An 18904-nucleotide genomic window follows, 5' to 3' on the forward strand; every position below is an offset into this window, starting at 1 on the left:
TTTATTCCATTCTTAAAGTGACCCACCCATGATCCGTAGCATGACCGCGTTTGGCAGCGCCAAGGCCGAGTCCGAAGCAGGCACCATCAATATCGAGATGCGCAGCGTCAACAACCGCTTTCTGGACCTGAATCTGCGTCTGCCCGAAGAGCTGCGTTTTGCAGAGAATCTGCTGCGTGAGCTGGCTGCAAAGGGCGTGCAGCGCGGCAAGCTGGAATTGCGGGTCAACTTTGCCCGTAGTGGCACGGATCAGCAACGAAACCTGGACATGGAAGCGGTCGAGCGCACGGCGCAGATGCTGCAAGTAGCACGTGTTGCCATTCCGGACCTGCCTGCGCCCGAGTTGCATACCTTGTTGAGCAATCAAAGCGGCAATAATTCGGGCATGGACCCGCAAGTCTGGCTACCCATGGTCAGTGAGGCGTTTGAGGCTGCCTTGCTGGATTTTCAGGCCACCCGAGAACGTGAAGGCCAGCGTCTGGCACAAGCTATGCTGGCTATTCGTCAAGACATAAGCGCCATTGTGGACGAGGTCGAGCAGCACCTGCCCGCAATCCTGACAGAGCAAAAGAACAAGATTGCTACTCGCCTGCATGACGCCTTGCTGCAAGCCAGCCCAGACGGCTTTGCCCTGATTTCGGGCCAAGAGCTGTCTGCCCGCGTTGCCCAGGAAGCGGCTGTCTTCTCTCTGCGTATTGATGTGGCCGAGGAAATCGCCCGCCTGCGTTCGCATTTGACCGAGCTGGAGCTGATTCTGAACGGCGATACCAGTGTGGCGTCCAACAAGAAAAGTACCCGCCAAGGCAGCACCGGTAAGCGTTTGGACTTCTTGTTCCAGGAGATGAACCGTGAGGCCAATACCTTGGGCTCCAAGGCTGGCAGCATGGATGTGACACGTGCCTCTATCGACCTGAAGCTGTGTATTGAGCAACTGCGCGAACAAACCCAAAACATCGAGTAAAACCAAGTCAGCCTCTTTTTTTTCCCTTCCCACAGTTTTTTTTGCAGGTGCTGTCTGCTTAAACCGCATTAACCCCCAAGGTTTATGCGGTTTTTTTCAGAAAACCGTCTGGTTCAGATCTGGCGGTTTTTTTGTGGGCCTTTCCGGATGAGCACCAAACTCCCGGCAGTATTTTTTTAAAAGTGGTCTGGTTGAATGAGTAAAAAACATCAACACTTTATAAGCCGCCTTAATATATAAAAATAAAACAGAAATTTTTAAAATAAAAAAATAAAACAAAAATAAGAAATGATTTTTATAAATAATGAATTCGCTTTTAAAAATTTAAAAACAAGTCATTAAGTTTAAATAAATACATGCTTAATTATCTGCCTGCTAATTAGTTGGCTTGCACGTTTTGTCCTGGGGTATGGCAAATAAAGTCATGACAAACGTCATCTCTTTGACAACTGTGTTTCTGGTTTTAAAACAGCCGTTTTCTCTGTCCCTGACCTTGATACCTTGCTTGGCCTGCTGTATTTTTTCCGCCTTTTTTCACCTTTGGCCTTCCCGTACAATAGCCAGCGTTGCGCTGCACTTAGGCGGCTTATTAAAGGACAGGAAACACATGAATTTCATTTTTCGTGGAAATGAAATATTGGTCAGCAGCCAGGAAGGGCAAACCTTAATTCCCGCCAAACCCGCTCTGGATTTAGCTCCGGCGCAATGGCATGCTCTTTTTCCGGGCGAGGATTGTCAGGATTTTGCCTGCCACGTCGCCGTCCAGACCCCGGCTCCAGATGGCTTTATCTTTCGTCCCTTGCGCGGCGTGCTCTCGCAGTTGGGCGATCAAGCCAGTCTGGTGAACCGGGCTTTTCAAGTCTCAGAATGGGCACGTAGTCATCGTTACTGTGGGGTGTGCGGCTCCGCCATGGAACGCGTCAAGCATGAGCTGTGTTTTCGCTGCACTTCCTGTGGCTTCTCGGCCTACCCCCGAATCTCCCCGGCCATGATGGTGCTGATCCGCGACAAGGACCGTATCTTGTTGGCCTGCCACTCTACGTATGCCACGGCGCGTTACACCGCCTTGGCCGGTTTCGTGGAAGCTGGTGAGAATCTGGAAGAAGCCATTCACCGCGAGGTGATGGAGGAGGTGGGACTGCGCGTGGACCGTATCCAGTATTTCGGCAGTCAGTCCTGGCCTTTTCCACATTCTTTGATGGTGGCTTATACCGCCGAATATGCGGGCGGTGATTTGCATATCCAGGCTGACGAGATCAATGACGCGCGCTGGTTTGGCCCGGGTGATGCCTTGCCGGATCTGCCCCATACCGATTCCATTGCGGGTCGTTTGATTCGGGCCAATCTACCGGGCCAGACCCAGCGTTAACCCTTGCCTCAGGTCGCCAGATGCGCGGCGACATGGCGCAGCATGCGGCCAAAGTCTTCGCGCTCATCAGGACTGAGCACGGACAGGGCGTTATCAATCATTGCCTTGGCGGCGGGCCAGACTTGCGCATAGCGTTCGCGGCCCGTTTCGCTCAGGTACACACGCATATAGCGACTGTCGTTTTCGTCTGCGCGACGCTGCACCAATTCACGCTCTTGCATTTGATCAATCACCCGGCTCAAGACCGGTTGATGCACGACAATGGCCTTGGCAATTTCACCGATGCTGCGCCCGTCTTCATCCCACAGATATTGCAAGACCCGAAAATGCACATAAGTCATATTGTGCTCACGCAAGGTGGTCGATCTTAGCGTTTGGTCCAACTTGTAGATAATGCTTGCCATCTGGAAGGCCAGATTGGTTTCTACACAGCTATCAGGGATGGAAACGGAAGTTTTGCTCATGGTGCCTTGGAGGAGTCAGTCCTGCGCTTGACGCCCCATGAAACCGGAGCGACAAGCGGACCGTCAGTATACTAGCAGCGCTCTGCTTGGACAGTGCCCGTCGGCGTATGACTGGCAGCGCGGAAAATCTGCGCGTAGCTCCAGGGATTGGCCATGGCAGAACGCACAACTTGCGTACGCACGGCATCGGGCAAGGCACTGATCTCGCCATATAAACAGGACCACTTCTGGCAGTGCTCAACAATCTCGCGCTCATTGTTCTCCCAGGCCTCCAAGGCGTCGGGTATATCGCGCACATCCTGGACCTTTTCCAGGAAGGTGGCCAGAGCCAGACCATTTTGCATGGCCATGCCCCCGCCCTGCCCCAGATTCGGAGGTTGAGCATGAGCCGCGTCACCTAAAATCGCCGTACGGCCGCTGGACCAGGTTTTGCAGCGTGTCACACTGTAACGTCCCCAACTGACTGGGCCATCGGCACGCGCAATCAGGTGTGCCCAATGCGGGAACAAAGCGGACCAGTATTCCTTGTCGATCTGGGTATTGCTGGCGCGCACATCGTCGTGTGGACAAGTCAGGGCCAGATAGGTTTGGGTTTCACTGACTGGCGTAATCAACAAACGATGCAGGCCGTTCCAGTTCTCGATGTATTTTTGAGCATCTTGCTCTTGGGTGTCGCCCGGCCTGCGCTCGATCATGGTGCGTAAGGCCCCTTCGCGAGTTTGCTCGTGTACCAGCTCCAGCCCCAGAGCCTGGCGGATACGTGACCAGATGCCATCGGCGCCTACCACCAGATCAGCACGCAAGCGCTCGCCCGAGGCCAATTGAACTTCCCCGCGTGCGTTAGCGGCGATGACTTCTACATTCGTGCGAACCTTCACGCCGGCGCGCTTGCCTGCTTGCTCCAGGGATTTCAGCAGTTGCGAGCGCATGACGGTAATCAGCCGACGGTCGGCTGGTGTGGGGCCGCAATCGATGACTTCGTTATTCAGGTCACGCTGTTCAAAATGGCTACCGTAAAAGGCACCTTCAATGGCTTGCTCGTAAGCCCCTAAGGCCTTCAGAACGCGCAGGCCATTTTCCCAGATATAAATACCGGAGCCATTGGCGCGCAATTCAGACTGGCGCTCCAGCACGGTGACATCCCAGCCGCGCTGAGCCAAGGCGGCAGCGGTTGCCAAGCCACCCAGGCCACCGCCTACGACCAAGGCACTTCGTTTTTTATCGGACATGCTGGTTTCCTTAAACTTGCGCCCACAAAGGCAAAGAGTGATGGCGATCCAGAGCGCGCTCGCCTGCCTGCGTCACATACCACTCGCTGAGCAGACCGTCCGGATCACGCAAGAAGAAAGCGCGCTTCCAGGGCAGGTTCACATCGTAAACGGGGATGATGTTCTGGGCTTTCAGGCGCTCCAGCGTTTGTTCCAGATCCTGAACGCTGGCCAGCTCGAAACTACAATGAGAGAAGGAAGCTTGTTTGTCACGTACCAGAATCAGGCTGTAATCATAATTGGCCAGGCCGGCACGTAAATAGACGACTCGATCGTTTTCATAGACCACGTCCAGACCAGCGACGTCGGTATAGAAGTGGCGCATGGCGTCCAACTGAGCGGTACGCAGCACGGCGTGGGTGACACGACGGGGTTGGACCGGGGCGTCAGGCACTGTTTCCAGAACCGGGTCAGCATCGTAGCGGCCTTCGGAAAATGGCTCCTGCCCTTCGGGGTCCCAGCGGCTGGTCAGCAATTCCATGGGGCCACCTAGCACGCTGCGCCAGTCTTTAATGGTGTCGCAGTAGAACTCGTTGTAGTTGCCATCGGGGTCAAACATATAGACGCTATGAGCGACCTGGTGGTCCACCGTCATGTCAATGTCGCACCCCTGTTCTTTTGCACGCCTCCAGCCAGCCACCAGTTCAGCCTCGTTCTCCAATTCCCAGGCCAGGTGATTCAGGCCGGGATTCAGGCCGATCGTGCCGGGCAGTTGCAGCAGACCGTCACGGCCATAGCGATTCACGCCTTTGGTCGTTTCCATCATGCCCAGGTCATGGGGAGTGTGGCCGGTGCCCAAAAAGGTGGCCACCAGATCAGGTTCGGTAAATTCCACTTTCAGGCCGCAGACCTGGCTGTAAAAATCTTCACCGCGTTGCAGCTCATCAACCCACAGGTTGACGTGGCCCAGACGGCGGGGCTCAAAGCACGCGGTTAGGGTGGAGTGGGAAGTTGCTTGTGTCATAGTCTCTCCTCCTGGGTATGACGATTCATGGTCTGCAACACGGCCAGCGTCAATGCGCTGTCGCTCTGCTCCAGATCCATCAAGACGTTGAAATGATTACGGTTTGGCACGGACATGCTCTGCACCAGGCAGCCCGCCAGCTCGCATTGCCGGGCGTAGTGACGGCTTTGTTCGTGCATGACGGCCGGTTCCAGTGCGCCCCAGGCCACGAGCACGGGGGTTCCTTGCGCTGGTGGGTGCAAAGCCGGGCTATAGCGTTGGGCTTGTTCGTCGTCCAACTGCAGCCAGTCATTCACGGCGGTCTGCAAGATGGGATGCAAATCCATCACGCCGCTGAGAATGCTGGCGCTGTGGATCAGGCGCTGTTCGCGTTGGGCATCGGCCGCCAGCAACATGCCGCTTAAGTGCCCTCCTGCCGAGCTGCCACTAATATGAATACGCTGTGGGTCGCCATTGAATTGCCTGGCATGCGCGTGAACCCACTGCAAAGCGCGTTCGCATTGCGCCACGATCTGCGGCAGGCGGTAAGCGGGAGCCAGGCCGTAGTCCAGGCAAATCACTGTGGCACCGGCGGCATGCAGGCTTTGCGCCATCATGGCCGAGTCGTCCTTGGACAACATGCGCCAGTAGCCACCATGAATGAACAAATAAACCGGGGCACCGGCGTGGCGGGCTGCATAGACATCCAGTTTTTCTGCCGGGTCATCGCCATAGGCGTGCGTGCTGAAACAAGTGCTCAAGGCAGCGCGGGCCTGTTCACTGGCGTGCTTGTAGGCGGCCATTTCAGCGTCAAAATCAGCCACCGAGGCCTGGAGCCGGTATTGCGCCAGGTCTGCCGGATCAAAAATAAGTTTGTTCATTTCTTTAGTCCGGCTGTGCTGACGGCAAGCGGTTCAATAGGAGGAAACCGATAAAAACCAGCACTTCTACCGCCAGGAAACTGCCAAAGGCCCAGACGTAGGAGCCGCTCAGACTCAGCAGCAGGCCCAGCAAGGACGGCGCGACAAAGGTGGCAAACACACCGCCCATCTCGGCGTAGCCAGCAGCACAGGGGCCCAAGTTCACGCCATAACGTTCACCCACGTAACTGAAAATAGAGCCACCATGAAAGACTCCTACGCCACAAAGAATGGCCACGATCAGCAAGCCGCTGTAGGGCAATGCTTGCCAGGCAACCAGAACACAGGCGCTGGCCGCCAGAATGGTGAGCCACATGCCCACACGCATCACGCCAACACGGGTGAAGCGGTCGCTGACGTAACCGCCCAAAATCAGGAAAAAGACTTGGGACAAACCCATAATGGTGCCGAACAAGGGGGCTTGTTCGGGGGCCATTTTCTGCACATCAATCAAGGCAGGAATCAGCCAGGTCGCCGTTGCGGCAACCGAGAACAAGGCACCAAAAATGGCCAGAATGCCCACCCAGATCCAGGGGCGTGCGGCAATGGAGCGCAATACACCGGCGTCGGTTTTGATCTTGTCGTGAGGATCCTGATAAGGGCCGGCGCGTACCACCAATTGTGTGATCAAGCAGGCGCTTAATGTCAGCCCGCCCAGGACCAGAAAGAAAGCACGCCAGCCATGCGCCATGGCGTAAGGCAGACCCAAGGCAAAATCCAGGGTAATGGCCAGCGAATAGGCGGCCAGAATAATGCCCAGTACCAGACCCTGGCGGCGTGGCGCAAACCATTGCATGACGATTTTCATGGACCCGACCCAGACGGCGGAGTCAAAAAAGCCCACCACCAGACGCAGCAGAAAGAGCTGCGTGAAATCCTGCGCCTGGGTCTGCAGCAGCATGAGCAAGCCGCTGCCACCCAAGCCAATCAGGTACAAACGGGCCGAGCTCATGGAACGACCACGTGGTGCCCAGAACAACATGCCCAGCGCGAACGAAACACCGAAAGCGCCCTGCACCAAGCCAGCTTGTGCGGGGCTGAGTGACAGGTCTGCCGACACAATTTTGATAACGGCTGCAAAGCCATAAAAGTCGGCTGCCAGGCACATCTCACCCAGCACAGCCATTAACAGCATGAGCAAGGCCACTGCGCCGCGTGGCTTGGCCTTGTCGAGCGGATTTCCGATAACCCCCTGTTCCACCATGTCATCCTCTCCTTTTGGATAAATGTTCAAGCTGAGTGTTTGTCAGACACACTCTTCAATTGCTTTAAACATGAAGGATTATGGTGATTCGACTTAATCTATGTCAATACATATGTATTAGAATATACCCTATAGTGAGGTGCCTTACGAAGGGCATGTCAGGGTTTTTCTCAAGTCCTATTCAGGGGTAAAGCCAGGCAAATAGCGGCCAGAACGGCACAAATAAGGGTCACATCAGCCAGATCCCCCCACCAGGCTGACAAGGCCAAGCCCAGACCCAGCAGCAAGCTGTACATCAGGCCAAAGACCGCACCTGCCATACCCGCTACCGAGCGATAGTGCTGCAAGGCGCCGGACAAAAGGTTAGGAATCGCCACCGCATAGGCCAGCGCAAGCAGCATGGCAGGGAGCAGAAAAATCAGGTGTTTGCCTGCAAATTCCAGACCAGTAGCCGATACCGCCAACAGCGCAATGCCCCGCCAAATCAGCCTACGGGACGACTGCCCCGCAGCCAGCCAGCGGCGGTTTAAAAATGCCCCCATGAACGTGCCCCCAGCCAGCAAGACACCGGCAATCATCATGAGTTGCGTGTCCGAACCCAAGCCTTGCAGCAAGAAAGGGGCCCACTGATAAAACGCAAAAATCGTGGTGTTGAACAAAGCTACCAGCAAGGCGGACTGCCAGATTGCGGGATCTTTCAGCAGGCGAATCAGAACTTGCAGCAAGCTGCTGTGCGGGTTTTGAACGGGGCGGGTTTCAGGCAGGTACAACAGACAAGCAGCCAACAGAAGTAAGGCCAGAACCAATAAGCCGATAAAAACCGGCATTACTTGAGCACCCGAGGACAAAGCCACACCCAGGGCTAAACCCAGCAAAGGACTCAGCGCCAGAGCAGCTCCGATGGTGCCGAAAATCTTGGCCAGTTCTTCGGCTTGATAACGATCACGCAGCATGGTTTGTACGCCAATGGAGCCGACCGCCGCACCAAATGCGCTCATCATGCGAGCCAGCAAGAGCACTATGAAGTTCGGGCTGAACAGGGCGAGCAGACAACCCAGGCCATACACCGTCAAACCCGCCAAAACAGCCGGTCTGCGCCCAGCCCGGTCGCACAGCCAGCCCCAGAACAGCACACCGAGCGCAAAGGCAATAAAGTAGACGGACAAGGTTTGGCCCGCTTCACTGGCCGATACTGCGTAGGTATGAGCGATAAGGGGTAAAGCGGGGCTATAGGCGGTCTCGACCACCTGCGGAAACATGATCAAGACGATCATTAATAGAAGAAAACGAGTCATGCCCATTCACACATCAATTTGAAAAGAATGAGCGTAGCGCTGGTCAATTTTTTCTATTACATCTATTCTGATCAAAAACCCATAAAATCAGACAATCATGCCTTGCCTACACGCGAATGACCCATTCCCCGACCTGAGAGGCCGCCATGCGCTGGGGATTGCAGCCCGTTTGGCACAACATGATTCCGGCCTGCATCAGCATCCCTGGGGCCAGATTCTGTACACGCACAGCGGCTGCATTACTGTCACCCTGGATCAGCAATTGTGTTTGCTGCCGCCCAAGCGCTTGATCTGGATTCCTGCCCTTTTGCCCCATCAGGCGCAAATGAGCGAGCAGGTGGATTACCGGTCGGTGTACCTGGATCCGACTCATTACCCTGATTTGCCTTCGCAGGTCCAACTGTTGGCGGCAAACGATTTGCTGATTGCCGCACTGGACCGTATCGCCCAAGCCGATCTGGATGAGAACTGGGATCAGCCACCGGGCCGCCATGTGATGCTGGTCTTGCTGGATGAATTGCAACGGGCACCCGATCAGGCCTTGTTTCTGCCCTTGCCGAAAGACAGCCGCTTACAGCAAATCCGCTTGAATACCCTGCCCCCCGCGCTGAACGAAGTAGCTCGCTATTTGGGTGCCAGCGAGAAAACCATCAGCCGCCTTTTCAAACGCGATACCGGCTTGAATTATCAGCAATGGCGACAACAATGGCGTCTACTTAAAGCGATTGAGCAGCTTTCCACGGGTGGCCGTGTCACTCAGTTGGCCTCGGATCTGGGCTTTGCCAGCGACAGCGCGTTTATTGCGTTTTTCAAGGAACAGACGGGCCTGACTCCTGGTCATTTCAGCCGTCAAAAACGCTATTTCGATTAGGCAATAGTGGACGAATGCACTAAGGGCTCCTAACTACTATAGGTGTCAATTAATCAGCCCGATTACTGCCTATACCAGTGCTATGATCAGTTGCTATTACGACTACAAAAAGACAGGAGACTATATGAAGAATCCATTCTGCCTGAGCCTGTTGGCAGCGACGTGTTTAATGGCTGGTACGGCGGCGCAAGCCAGTAATCCCATGATGGATACTGCCATGAGCAAGGCCGATGCCTTGGAACAGCAGGTTATTGAGTGGCGTCGTCATATTCACCAAAATCCTGAGCTGTCTTATCAAGAGCACAACACGGCGGCCTATATCAAGGCGGCCTTGGAAACGATGCCCGGTTATCAGATCCAGACTGGCATTGCACAAACTGGCGTCAAGGCGGTATTGAAAGGTGGAAAACCGGGGCCGGTCGTGGCCCTGCGAGCCGATATGGACGCCCTGCCCGTACAGGAACGTAATGATCTACCCTTCAAGTCCGTCGCCAAAAGCACCTGGCAAGGCAAGGAAGTGTCGGTCTCGCACGCTTGCGGCCACGACACCCACGTTGCCATGCTGCTAGGGGCGGCCAAGGTGTTTTCGGATATGCGCGACGAACTGCCCGGCACGATTGTGCTGCTATTCCAACCGGCGGAAGAACAAGGCCCGGGCAAACCGTTAAGTGGGGCTAACGCCATGATGGCCGAAGGCGTGCTGGACCAGCCTAAAGTGGATGTGGTGATGGGCCAGCATATCGGCCCCTCCTACCCCGCAGGCAGTATCGGCTACCGCCAAGGCAGCCTGATGGCCAGTGGTGATGTGTTCTCCATCTCTTTGGCAGGTAAAGGCGGCCATGGCTCCTCGCCCTGGAATGCTGCCTCGCCCGTTGTTGCGGCCGCTGAAACTGTTGTGGCTTTGAATAACATCATTGCCCAGCGCACCAATCCCCAGGACGGCACCACTGTCGTAACGGTAGGCTCGCTGCACAGCGGTAACCGCCCCAATGTGCTGCCGGAAAGCGCCGACATCAGTGGCACCGTGCGTTCTCTGTCCAAGCACAACCAGGCAACTGCGCATGAGCTGATTCAGCGCTACGCACAAAACATTGCTGCGAACCACGATTTGAAGGCCACTGTGCGTATCGACACGGGCTATGAAGTCCTGGTCAGCGATCCTAAAGCCACCCAAACCGTGATTCCCGCTCTGGATCTGGCCACTGACGGGATAGGAGCTAAGGAAGTGGCTCCTGGCATGGGCTCCGAGGACTTCGGTGCGTTTGGCAAGAATGTGCCCGTGGTTTTCTGGCGTCTGAACGCTTCGCCGCATTCCGACAAAATGGGCGCACCGAATCATTCGCCTGAATTCATGATTGATGAAAAGGCGTTGCGCATCGGCACGCGTGCGTTAGTGGCCAGCTCCTTGACTTATATGATGGAGAACAAAAAGCCCTAACCTCTTGGTGATTTCAGTTAGAAAGCCAAAAAAAAAACCGCGCCACTTAGGGCGCGGTTTTCAATTTAACAAGCTGATTTAGCGAACTTCCAGCTTTTTGGCCCCTGCTCCGCCCTTTTTCTTGGGCAGAATCAATTCCAAAATGCCGTTTTCGCATTTGGCACTGGCCTGGGATTCGTCAATGTCCTGCGCCAGGCTAAAGCGACGGGTTTGCACTCCGTAGTAGCGTTCGCTGCGCAAGAGCGTATCACCGTCCTTTTCTTCCTGTTCACGCCGGCTTTCAACACGGATAGTGACGACATTGCCTTCAACACTGACATGCACATCTTCTTTTTTGATGCCAGGCACTTCTGCACTGACTTGATAGGCTTGTTCGTTTTCGTTCACATCCAGACGAATGCTGGGTGGCGTATTGCCAGCCAAAGAGCCCACGACTGGCACGCGCCGGAAAATATCCTCAAAATCCCGCCATGTCTCTGTACCGGTCAGATCCCCAAACGGATTAAAACGTGTCAAATTGTTTGCCATGCTTGATCTCCATTTTTCCTTTGCTGAGCCCTACTGCAATGGAAGGCGTGGGCTCGATCGCCTACCTAAAGAAAGATGAGGCTAGTCGCTTATATTTCAAGGGCTTGGATAAAAAAAACCACCTTACTCCCTAGAGAGAAAAGGTGGCTAAAGGTACGATCTTATGTTCTTTTAGCAACGGATCCCATTGCTCAGGTGCTGCTTAAACCCGGTTTTGTGTGCAGTACCGGGGGCTGTTCCGGTGCAGGGTGTTCATCGGCAATAATGGGAACTTCCTTGCCATTCTTGTCTATGATCTTGCCGTTTTCAACGTAATCACCTTCATTAAGGTTGGCCACGTCCGAGACCCGCAGGTAGCGGCCCCCACCAGCAGCAAAAACAGAAGGTTGATCGGAATTGCCCAAGGTGAAGTGGTTGAACAAAAGATTCAGCACAATCGCAACCAGGGCAGCCGAACTGATGCCAGAGTGGAAAATCGTCGCAAACCAGACCGGGAAGTGCTCGTAGAACTTGGGAGCCACGATCGGAATCATGCCGGCGCCGATCGCGGTGGCCACGATGATCAGGTTCATATTGTTTTCATAATTGACCTTGGCCAGCGTACGAATACCGCTGGCCGCGACGGTGCCAAACAGGACCATGCCCGCTCCACCCAGTACGGCTGGGGGAACAGCGGCAACCAGGCGGCCCATGATGGGCAGTAGACCCAACGCGATCAGAATCAAACCACCGAAAGCCACGACGTAGCGGCTTTTCACGCCCGTTACCGCCACCAAGCCGACGTTCTGGGCAAAGGCGCTTTGTGTGAAGGAGCCGAAAATCGGCGCGATCAGGCTGGAGAGCATATCGGCACGCAGACCATCGCCCAGACGACGCGCATCAACTTTGGTCTCGATAATGTCACCTACGGCAAGAATGTCTGCCGATGTTTCCACCAGCGTCACGATGATCACAATGAACATGGAGATAATCGCGGCAGTCTGAAAAGTGGGCATGCCAAAGTGAAACAGACTGGGCAAGGCAAAGACCTCGCCTTGGCTGACGGCAGAGAAATCCGCATGGCCCATGGCAACCGCAATAACAGTACCGATGATGATGGCCAGCAAAATGGACAGGCGGGAGATCGTGGCGCTGCCCAGCTTGCTGAGCAGGAGCACGATCAGCAAGGTCATGGCGGCCAGGGAGATATTGCCGACGCTGCCAAAGTCCGGAGCTGACGGGTTGCCACCCATGGCCCAGAATGCGGCCACCGGCATCAGGGTCAGGCCAATCGTTGTAATCACGCAGCCGGTCACCAAGGGCGGGAAGAACCGGATCACCCGTGAAAAGACCGGCGTAATCAGCAGCCCTATCAAGGACGCCACAATGACCGCGCCAAATACGGCCGGCAAGCCGCCTCCCGTGCCCAAAATAGCAATCATGGTGGCGACGCCGGAAAACGACACCCCTTGAACCAGCGGCAGACGGCAGCCAAAAAATGGCACGCCCAGTGTTTGCAGCAAGGTGGCCAGACCGCCCATGAACAAGCAGGCGGTAATCAGCAAGCCGGTTTCATTGGCAGGTAAACCCGCTGCTTCACCAATAATCAGCGGCACGGCGATAATGCCGCCGTACATGGTCAATACGTGTTGAAAGCCATAGGCCAGATTCGCGCCCAGGCCCAGATTCTCGTCTTCGGGGCGAGCTGTATCCGCCGCCCTTTTAGCTGTTGTCATGAATGTCTCCGAATAAGAAATAGGCAGAGCTCTGTCGGCCCTGTCACTACAAAACTCAAGCTATCGCTGCGGTATCCAGTACCTTGTCGCGCAAACGACGAGCAGCGGCTTGATGGCGTTGCATCAGGTCTTGCACATCAATGCCGCAGACTTGGCCGTCAATCACGCGCCACTGGCCGGCGACCATCACACGGTCGGCCCGGTCTGCGCCGCAGAGCAGCAAGGCAGCCAAGGGGTTTTCTGCGCCGGAAAAGCGCAATTCATCCAGGGTGAACAAAGCCAGGTCGGCCTGCTGTCCGACGTTCAGGCCACCAATGTCCTCGCGCCCCAAGCAACGGGCCGAGCCTTGAGTAGCCCAACGAATAACCGCTTGATGAGTGACCTGGCCCGGCTCATAGCGCAGGCGGCCCAGCAAGAGTGCCTGTCGCATCTCTTGGGCTAGATTGGAGTGGTCGTTGGAAGCCGAGCCGTCCACGGCCAGACCGACGGGGGCACCGGCCGCTTCCAGCTCGATGGTGCGGCACAGGCCGCTGCCCAGCACCATATTGGACGAGGGGCAATGGGCAATCCCCGTGCCAGCCCGGCCCAGGCGCTGGATTTCTTCGTCGTTGAAGTGAATGCCGTGCGCCAGCCAGGTGCGATTGCTTAGCCAGCCTTGCTGATCCAGATAGTCCAGGGGACGCATGCCAAAGAGGCGCTCGCAGTAGGCGGTTTCGTCCTCGGTTTCAGCCAAGTGCGTGTGCAGGCGTACGTCTTCGCGTTCTGCCAGCTTGGCGCTTTCGCTCATCAACTCACGACTGACAGAAAACGGTGAACACGGGGCCAGAGCCAGCGTAATCATCGCGCCATCTGCGCGCTGGTGATAGTGGCGAATCAGGCGCAGGCTGTCGTCCAGAATGGTTTGCTCGTCCTGAACGACGTTTTGTGGGGGCAAGCCCCCCTGATCACGGCCCACGCTCATGGAACCGCGAGTCAAGGCGGCGCGTACGCCTAGGCGCTGGGCGGTTTCTGCCTGACAATCAATGGCATGTTGCAAGGCGCCCGAAAACACATAGTGGTGATCGGCCACCGTCGTACAACCGGACTGCAGCAGTTCCACCATGGCCAGTTCGCTGGCCACCTGCATTTGCTCGTCATCCAGACCGGCCCATACGTCATACAGCGTGGTCAGCCAGGGGAACAAGGGCTTGTTCAGCGCTGGGGTATAGGCCCGTGTCAGGGTTTGGTAAAAGTGATGATGGGTATTGACCAAACCGGGCAACAAAACGTGCCGGGAAGCATCCCAGCTTTGATCGTAAGCCTGCTTGGGTTGCTGACCGGCGGCCACTTTTTCGATAATGCGACTGTCTTGCACCAGTACGCCGCCGGCAGCTTGCGTATCTGAACAGGCCAGTGGATTGCGAATCCACAGGATGGGGGTACGGCGAGTCATGAGTGTGTCTCCTGCGTTCTATTTGTTTTTTTATTGTTGTCAGTTCGACTTGCCGACTTATATATCCAATGTGATAAGGGTTATAGGGAGCCGATCGATAGCAATGCTTATGTGCGCCGCCAGCCTTGGGTCTGCTTATGCCATCGAGAAACTCTTATGCCTTGTATATGGATCGCCATATAGCGATGCCCGCTGTTTTTACGGCATGCCGCGACATAAAAAACTTGTTCAATATCAGGATTTATCCTCTGGACAAACGCCTCGTAGTGTTGTCCTTTAATCACTTAATGCCTAAACCATTGGTCTACTTAAGATTTATTTATCGGCAAAAAAAAGCATATAAAACAGTCATCTTCCTGCACTTTGACCCGCTCTGTTCAGTCATGTTAATTGTGTCGCCAAGCGCATTAAAAGCGCCGTTGTGCGAACCCGCACACATTATTCGGAGAACACATGCAGCATATAAAAATCAAACCCGGCGCACCCTTGGCCGAACAAGCTGAAATCGGGCACAACCGATGGCACCCCGATATTCCAGACCTGACCAGCGTCAAACCTGGGGAGGAGATGATTCTGGAATGTATGGACTTTCTGGATGCTCAGATTCAAAACACGGACAGCGCCAACGACGTACGTGATGTGGATCTGACCCGTGCCCACCCATTGACCGGCCCTATCCACGTTGAAGGTGCCGAACCTGGCGATATCCTGGTGGTGGACCTGCTGGATATTCGTTGCATTACCCCCGTGGGTTTCTCGGGCATTTTCGCCAAGGAAAATGGCGGCGGCTTTTTGGCCGAGCATTTCCCCGAAGCCGACAAGGCCATCTGGGACCTGCATGGCGTTTACGCCACCTCCCGTCACATTCCTGGCGTGCGCATTGCGGCCATGATGCACCCCGGCCTGATCGGCACCCTGCCCTCGCACGAGCTGCTGCGAGAGTGGAATCGCCGTGAAGCCCTGCTGGTGCCCAAGGGCCATGCCAATCCACCCGATGCCAAAACCGCCGTATTGCGCGGCGTGAAAGGCGCCGAGTTTGACCGCATGGCAGCCGAAGCAGCTCGTACCGTGCCTCCGCGTGAGCACGGCGGCAATCTGGACATCAAGAATCTGACCATTGGCTCGCGGATTTACTTCCCCGTCTATGTGAAGGGCGCTGGCCTGTCCATGGGCGACCTGCACTTCTCCCAGGGCGATGGCGAGATCTCCTTCTGTGGCGCCATTGAGATGGACGGCGCGGCCCATCTTGGCTTTGATCTGATCAAAGGCGGCATGGCCCAATACAACCTGACTGCGCCTATTTACGTCCCGGGCCGTCACGATCCCAAGTACGATCAGTGGATGCACTTTACCGGCATCAGCGTGGAAGAAGGCGTCAACTACTATCTGGATTCCACGGTTGCGTACCGTCAGGCTTGTCTGGCAGCCATTGACTACATCAGCCGCACCACCGACCTGTCGCGCGCGCAGGCGTACATGCTGCTGACAGCGGCTCCGGTTGAAGGCCGTTACGGCGGCGTGGTGGATCTGCCCAACAGTTCCGCTTCCCTGGCATTGCCTACCGGTATTTTTGATACCGATATCCTGCCTAAAGGTGCCTTGAATGACGCGGCCCGTTTTGGCCGTCCAGGCACACGCTGTAACTTGACCTGATCGGTCTCTGGCCCTGGCTTCTTATTGAAGTCAGGGCTTGCTTTACTCGGATTCGCCATGCCTTTGTACGACTATCTTTGCAATCACTGCCTGCAGCGCAGCAGCCATTTGCGCAGTATTGCCACCCGTAATGATCCTCAAACCTGCCCTGCTTGCGAAAAAGGCAGCCTCTTGCTGCAATTGAGCGCACCACGACGCTTGTTCAGCAAGGCCAGCCCCACGCGTGGCCTGACGCCCCAGCAAGCCCTGGCAGGCAATAATGTAACCGGGCCCGGTACCCGATCCAGCACCCGAAATTCAGTCATCCACACTTGTATGGGCCCTGGCTGCAGCGTTTGTGCCTAAATACAATCAGCCCCGTTGCTACGCAAGCTGTCAGCCTTGACAGGCCGCTGCTGTGACGGTGACGGGGCGTAGCCCTGGCTGTATTTGTCCGGTCTGATGTGTTGCTTTTACGAGATCAACAATCCGTAACATTGCCCACCCTGCTTATAATCACGAATCAATCTCATTATTACTGGGTGTTCATTATGTCGGTGTCCTCGTCTTTCGCCGCTAAGCGCCAGGTGCCTAGCGGCGTATCTTTTATGTCTTTAAGCAGTCTGGCAGTGGCTTTATTGTTGGCCTTCCCCTATCAGACGCAAGCGCAAGAGGTCGAGGAGCTGGAGCGCATTGTGGTCAAGGCCGAGCAGGAACTCAAGCAGACCTTGGGTTCTTCCATCATCACCGCCGAAGACATCCAGAAGTCACCTCCCGCCAACGATATCTCCGACGTTTTGCGCACCATGCCGGGCGTAAATCTGACTGGTAACTCGGCCAGTGGCCAGCGCGGTAATAATCGACAGATCGATATTCGCGGCATGGGGCCGGAAAACACCATGATCCTGATTGACGGCAAACCCGTCAGCTCCCGCTCTGCCGTGCGTTTTGGCTGGCGTGGTGAGCGCGATTCGCGTGGCGACACGAACTGGGTGCCTGCTGAACAGATCGAACGTGTGGAAGTATTGCGCGGCCCGGCAGCCGCCCGTTACGGTAACGGTGCGGCGGGTGGCGTGGTCAACATCATCACAAAGCCGACGACAGACACCTTCCAGGGCACCTACTCCCTATACGGCAACCTGCCCGAGCATAGCGATGAAGGCGCCACACGTCGCATGAGCTTTGGCTTGAGCGGCCCGATCAGTGAATCCCTGTCCTTCCGTTTGTATGGGAACCTGAACAAGACAGATTCGGACGATCCGGAGATCAATAAAGGACATCAGACCGAGCGTGGTGGCACTAACGCGAACAGCCTGCCTGCTGGCCGTGAGGGCGTGCGCAACAAGGACATCAATGGTTTGCTGTCCTGGCGCCCTGATAGCCGTCAAACCGTGGATCTGGAAGCGTCTTATAGTCGACAAGGCAATATCTACACAGGCGATACCCAGAACACGAATACCAATGACGAGGTCAAACGTCAGTTGGGCGACGAGACCAACAAGATGTATCGCCAAAGCTATTCCTTGACGCATCGTGGTGACTGGAACGACAAGACGAACTCTCTGGCCTACTTTCAGTACGAAAAAACACGCAACTATCGTTTGCTGGAGGGTTTGGCCGGCGGTACCGAAGGAGCCTTTAACGACCCATCCCGCGTCAAGGATGGGGGTTTTGGCACAGCGGACCTGACGACCATGACCGCCCACGCCGAGGCCAGCCATCAATTCAAGGTCGGCCGTGTTGAACAATACGCCACTATCGGTATGGAATGGGTGGGTCAGGAGCTGAACGACAAGTCCTCGGACTTGGCACAACGTAACCCGACCCGTATCCCTGGCGTTCCCAACAAATACAAACCCAAGTCACGAGCCAATATTTACTCCGTTTTTGCAGAAAACAACATCTACGCCACTGACAAGACCACGGTGACACCCGGTCTGCGCTTTGACTATCACGACAAGCATGGCAGCAACTGGAGTCCTTCGCTGAACCTGACGCATGCCGTGACGGACAACTGGTTGCTGAAAGCCGGTATTGCCCGCGCCTACAAGGCTCCTAACCTGTATCAAAGCAATGATGGCTACACCTTGTACAGCCTGGGTAACGGCTGCTGGGGCAATACCACGGGCAGCAGTACGGGTTGTTTCCTGCAAGGTAATTCGGACTTGAAGGCTGAAACCAGCATCAATAAAGAGCTGGGTGTGGAGTACGTGGGTGACAATGGCCTGGGTGCCAGCCTGACCTATTTCCACAACGATTACCGCAACAAAGTGGAAGCGGGTCGTTTTGCCGTGGATAGCTTCACGGCCTTGAACAATCAGCAATTGATTCTGCAATGGGAAAACATCCCCAAAGCTGTCGTCTCCGGCCTGGAAGGTAACTTGACCCTGCCCCTGGCTGAAAACTGGATGTGGTCTACCAACTTCACCTACATGATCGAGTCCAAGAACAAGACCACCGGCGAAGCCTTGTCCACTATTCCCAAGTACACCATTAACACCACGCTGGACTGGGACGTGAATGCCGACTGGTCGCTGCGCGCCAAGGCAACCTTCTACGGCGAGCAAAAGCCACCGAAATACGATTACTACGGTCAGCCTTTGACGGGTTCTGCAACCGACAAGGTCTCGCCTTACGCCTTGTTTGGTCTGAGCACGCAGTACAAGATCAACAAGCATTTCCGCGTCAACGCAGGGGTCGATAACCTCTTTGACAAACGCCTGTTCCGTCGCGGTAATGCCATCGGTGTGAACCTGGGGACACCGAACTATATTTATGGCGCCGGGGCACATACCTTTAATCAGCCAGGCCGCACTTTCTTCCTGGGATTGAGCGGGACGTTCTAAGCGTTTTCATCTGTATCA

16 protein-coding genes are annotated in these 18904 nt (G+C 55.5%); 7 read left to right on the top strand and 9 right to left on the bottom strand.

All coding sequences use genetic code 11. The annotated features are described in order from the left end of the window. Positions 1-28: 28 nt before the first annotated feature. A complete protein-coding gene (locus AB7E06_RS12615; protein WP_427957177.1) occupies positions 29-961 on the top strand; it encodes a YicC/YloC family endoribonuclease in 933 nt (310 codons plus the stop codon). A gap of 607 nt (positions 962-1568) precedes the next feature. Continuing rightward, on the top strand, positions 1569-2330 hold the full coding sequence (nudC, locus tag AB7E06_RS12620; protein WP_427957179.1) for an NAD(+) diphosphatase: 762 nt from the start codon (positions 1569-1571) through the stop codon (positions 2328-2330). A gap of 8 nt (positions 2331-2338) precedes the next feature. Here nudC and AB7E06_RS12625 read toward each other — a convergent pair whose 3' ends face one another. The 6 genes from AB7E06_RS12625 to AB7E06_RS12650 all read right to left on the bottom strand — a co-directional run bounded on the left by AB7E06_RS12625 (position 2339) and on the right by AB7E06_RS12650 (position 8424). Then, complete coding sequence (locus AB7E06_RS12625; RefSeq protein WP_094196673.1) at positions 2339-2794, bottom strand: MarR family winged helix-turn-helix transcriptional regulator; 456 nt, start codon at positions 2792-2794, stop codon at positions 2339-2341. A 71-nt stretch (positions 2795-2865) separates the two neighbouring features. Then, positions 2866-4023, bottom strand: coding sequence for an FAD-dependent oxidoreductase (locus AB7E06_RS12630; RefSeq protein WP_406611958.1), 1158 nt, complete (start codon positions 4021-4023; stop codon positions 2866-2868). A gap of 10 nt (positions 4024-4033) precedes the next feature. Further along, a complete protein-coding gene (locus AB7E06_RS12635) occupies positions 4034-5026 on the bottom strand; it encodes a VOC family protein (protein WP_406611957.1) in 993 nt (330 codons plus the stop codon). Next, a complete protein-coding gene (locus tag AB7E06_RS12640; RefSeq protein ID WP_395029561.1) occupies positions 5023-5886 on the bottom strand; it encodes an alpha/beta hydrolase in 864 nt (287 codons plus the stop codon). The genes AB7E06_RS12635 and AB7E06_RS12640 overlap by 4 nt, the downstream gene beginning before the upstream one ends. 4 nt (positions 5887-5890) lie before the next feature. Then, positions 5891-7129: an MFS transporter gene (locus AB7E06_RS12645; RefSeq protein ID WP_395029560.1), complete on the bottom strand. Its 1239-nt coding sequence runs from the start codon at positions 7127-7129 to the stop codon at positions 5891-5893. Between the two features lie 170 nt (positions 7130-7299). Next, entirely contained in the window at positions 7300-8424 is a 1125-nt protein-coding gene (locus AB7E06_RS12650) for an MFS transporter (RefSeq protein WP_395029559.1), read from the bottom strand. 97 nt (positions 8425-8521) lie between these two features. Between AB7E06_RS12650 and AB7E06_RS12655 the strand changes: the two genes are divergently transcribed. Both AB7E06_RS12655 and AB7E06_RS12660 read left to right on the top strand, forming a co-directional pair. Beyond that, the gene (locus AB7E06_RS12655; RefSeq protein ID WP_094196667.1) at positions 8522-9295 is read left to right on the top strand and encodes an AraC family transcriptional regulator; all 774 of its coding nucleotides are present in this window, start codon (positions 8522-8524) and stop codon (positions 9293-9295) included. A 124-nt stretch (positions 9296-9419) separates the two neighbouring features. Continuing rightward, the gene (locus AB7E06_RS12660; RefSeq protein WP_108727473.1) at positions 9420-10733 is read left to right on the top strand and encodes a M20 metallopeptidase family protein; all 1314 of its coding nucleotides are present in this window, start codon (positions 9420-9422) and stop codon (positions 10731-10733) included. 78 nt (positions 10734-10811) lie between these two features. Here the strand turns inward: AB7E06_RS12660 and AB7E06_RS12665 are convergent, their stop codons facing one another. The 3 genes from AB7E06_RS12665 to AB7E06_RS12675 all read right to left on the bottom strand — a co-directional run bounded on the left by AB7E06_RS12665 (position 10812) and on the right by AB7E06_RS12675 (position 14408). Next, a complete protein-coding gene (locus tag AB7E06_RS12665) occupies positions 10812-11261 on the bottom strand; it encodes an Hsp20/alpha crystallin family protein (RefSeq protein WP_108727472.1) in 450 nt (149 codons plus the stop codon). Positions 11262-11452: 191 nt separating this feature from the next. Beyond that, positions 11453-12976: a nucleobase:cation symporter-2 family protein gene (locus AB7E06_RS12670; protein ID WP_108727471.1), complete on the bottom strand. Its 1524-nt coding sequence runs from the start codon at positions 12974-12976 to the stop codon at positions 11453-11455. A gap of 55 nt (positions 12977-13031) precedes the next feature. Next, positions 13032-14408 (bottom strand): 8-oxoguanine deaminase, encoded by a 1377-nt coding sequence (locus AB7E06_RS12675; RefSeq protein ID WP_249494374.1) that lies wholly within the window; start codon positions 14406-14408, stop codon positions 13032-13034. A gap of 453 nt (positions 14409-14861) precedes the next feature. Between AB7E06_RS12675 and fmdA the strand changes: the two genes are divergently transcribed. The 3 genes from fmdA (at position 14862) to AB7E06_RS12690 (ending at position 18886) form a co-directional block, all read left to right on the top strand. Further along, a complete protein-coding gene (gene fmdA / locus AB7E06_RS12680; RefSeq protein WP_094196662.1) occupies positions 14862-16061 on the top strand; it encodes a formamidase in 1200 nt (399 codons plus the stop codon). Between the two features lie 57 nt (positions 16062-16118). Further along, complete coding sequence (locus AB7E06_RS12685; protein ID WP_009453884.1) at positions 16119-16406, top strand: FmdB family zinc ribbon protein; 288 nt, start codon at positions 16119-16121, stop codon at positions 16404-16406. A gap of 242 nt (positions 16407-16648) precedes the next feature. Beyond that, positions 16649-18886 carry a TonB-dependent siderophore receptor gene (locus AB7E06_RS12690; protein WP_346548600.1) on the top strand — a complete coding sequence of 746 codons (2238 nt, stop codon included), beginning with the start codon at positions 16649-16651 and terminating at the stop codon, positions 18884-18886. The last annotated feature ends 18 nt before the right edge of the window (positions 18887-18904 follow it).

Origin of the sequence: Alcaligenes sp., from assembly GCF_050255915.1 — a bacterium.
GTDB classification, from domain to species: domain Bacteria; phylum Pseudomonadota; class Gammaproteobacteria; order Burkholderiales; family Burkholderiaceae_B; genus Alcaligenes; species Alcaligenes aquatilis.

Bases quoted from the DNA above. Each gene is read 5' to 3' on its own strand.
- AB7E06_RS12615 (WP_427957177.1), top strand. From the start codon at position 29: ATGATCCGTAGCATGACCGCGTTTGGCAGCGCCAAGGCCGAGTCCGAA.
- nudC (WP_427957179.1), top strand. From the start codon at position 1,569: ATGAATTTCATTTTTCGTGGAAATGAAATATTGGTCAGCAGCCAGGAA.
- AB7E06_RS12625 (WP_094196673.1), bottom strand. From the start codon at position 2,794: ATGAGCAAAACTTCCGTTTCCATCCCTGATAGCTGTGTAGAAACCAAT.
- AB7E06_RS12630 (WP_406611958.1), bottom strand. From the start codon at position 4,023: ATGTCCGATAAAAAACGAAGTGCCTTGGTCGTAGGCGGTGGCCTGGGT.
- AB7E06_RS12635 (WP_406611957.1), bottom strand. From the start codon at position 5,026: ATGACACAAGCAACTTCCCACTCCACCCTAACCGCGTGCTTTGAGCCC.
- AB7E06_RS12640 (WP_395029561.1), bottom strand. From the start codon at position 5,886: ATGAACAAACTTATTTTTGATCCGGCAGACCTGGCGCAATACCGGCTC.
- AB7E06_RS12645 (WP_395029560.1), bottom strand. From the start codon at position 7,129: ATGGTGGAACAGGGGGTTATCGGAAATCCGCTCGACAAGGCCAAGCCA.
- AB7E06_RS12650 (WP_395029559.1), bottom strand. From the start codon at position 8,424: ATGACTCGTTTTCTTCTATTAATGATCGTCTTGATCATGTTTCCGCAG.
- AB7E06_RS12655 (WP_094196667.1), top strand. From the start codon at position 8,522: ATGCCTTGCCTACACGCGAATGACCCATTCCCCGACCTGAGAGGCCGC.
- AB7E06_RS12660 (WP_108727473.1), top strand. From the start codon at position 9,420: ATGAAGAATCCATTCTGCCTGAGCCTGTTGGCAGCGACGTGTTTAATG.
- AB7E06_RS12665 (WP_108727472.1), bottom strand. From the start codon at position 11,261: ATGGCAAACAATTTGACACGTTTTAATCCGTTTGGGGATCTGACCGGT.
- AB7E06_RS12670 (WP_108727471.1), bottom strand. From the start codon at position 12,976: ATGACAACAGCTAAAAGGGCGGCGGATACAGCTCGCCCCGAAGACGAG.
- AB7E06_RS12675 (WP_249494374.1), bottom strand. From the start codon at position 14,408: ATGACTCGCCGTACCCCCATCCTGTGGATTCGCAATCCACTGGCCTGT.
- fmdA (WP_094196662.1), top strand. From the start codon at position 14,862: ATGCAGCATATAAAAATCAAACCCGGCGCACCCTTGGCCGAACAAGCT.
- AB7E06_RS12685 (WP_009453884.1), top strand. From the start codon at position 16,119: ATGCCTTTGTACGACTATCTTTGCAATCACTGCCTGCAGCGCAGCAGC.
- AB7E06_RS12690 (WP_346548600.1), top strand. From the start codon at position 16,649: ATGTCTTTAAGCAGTCTGGCAGTGGCTTTATTGTTGGCCTTCCCCTAT.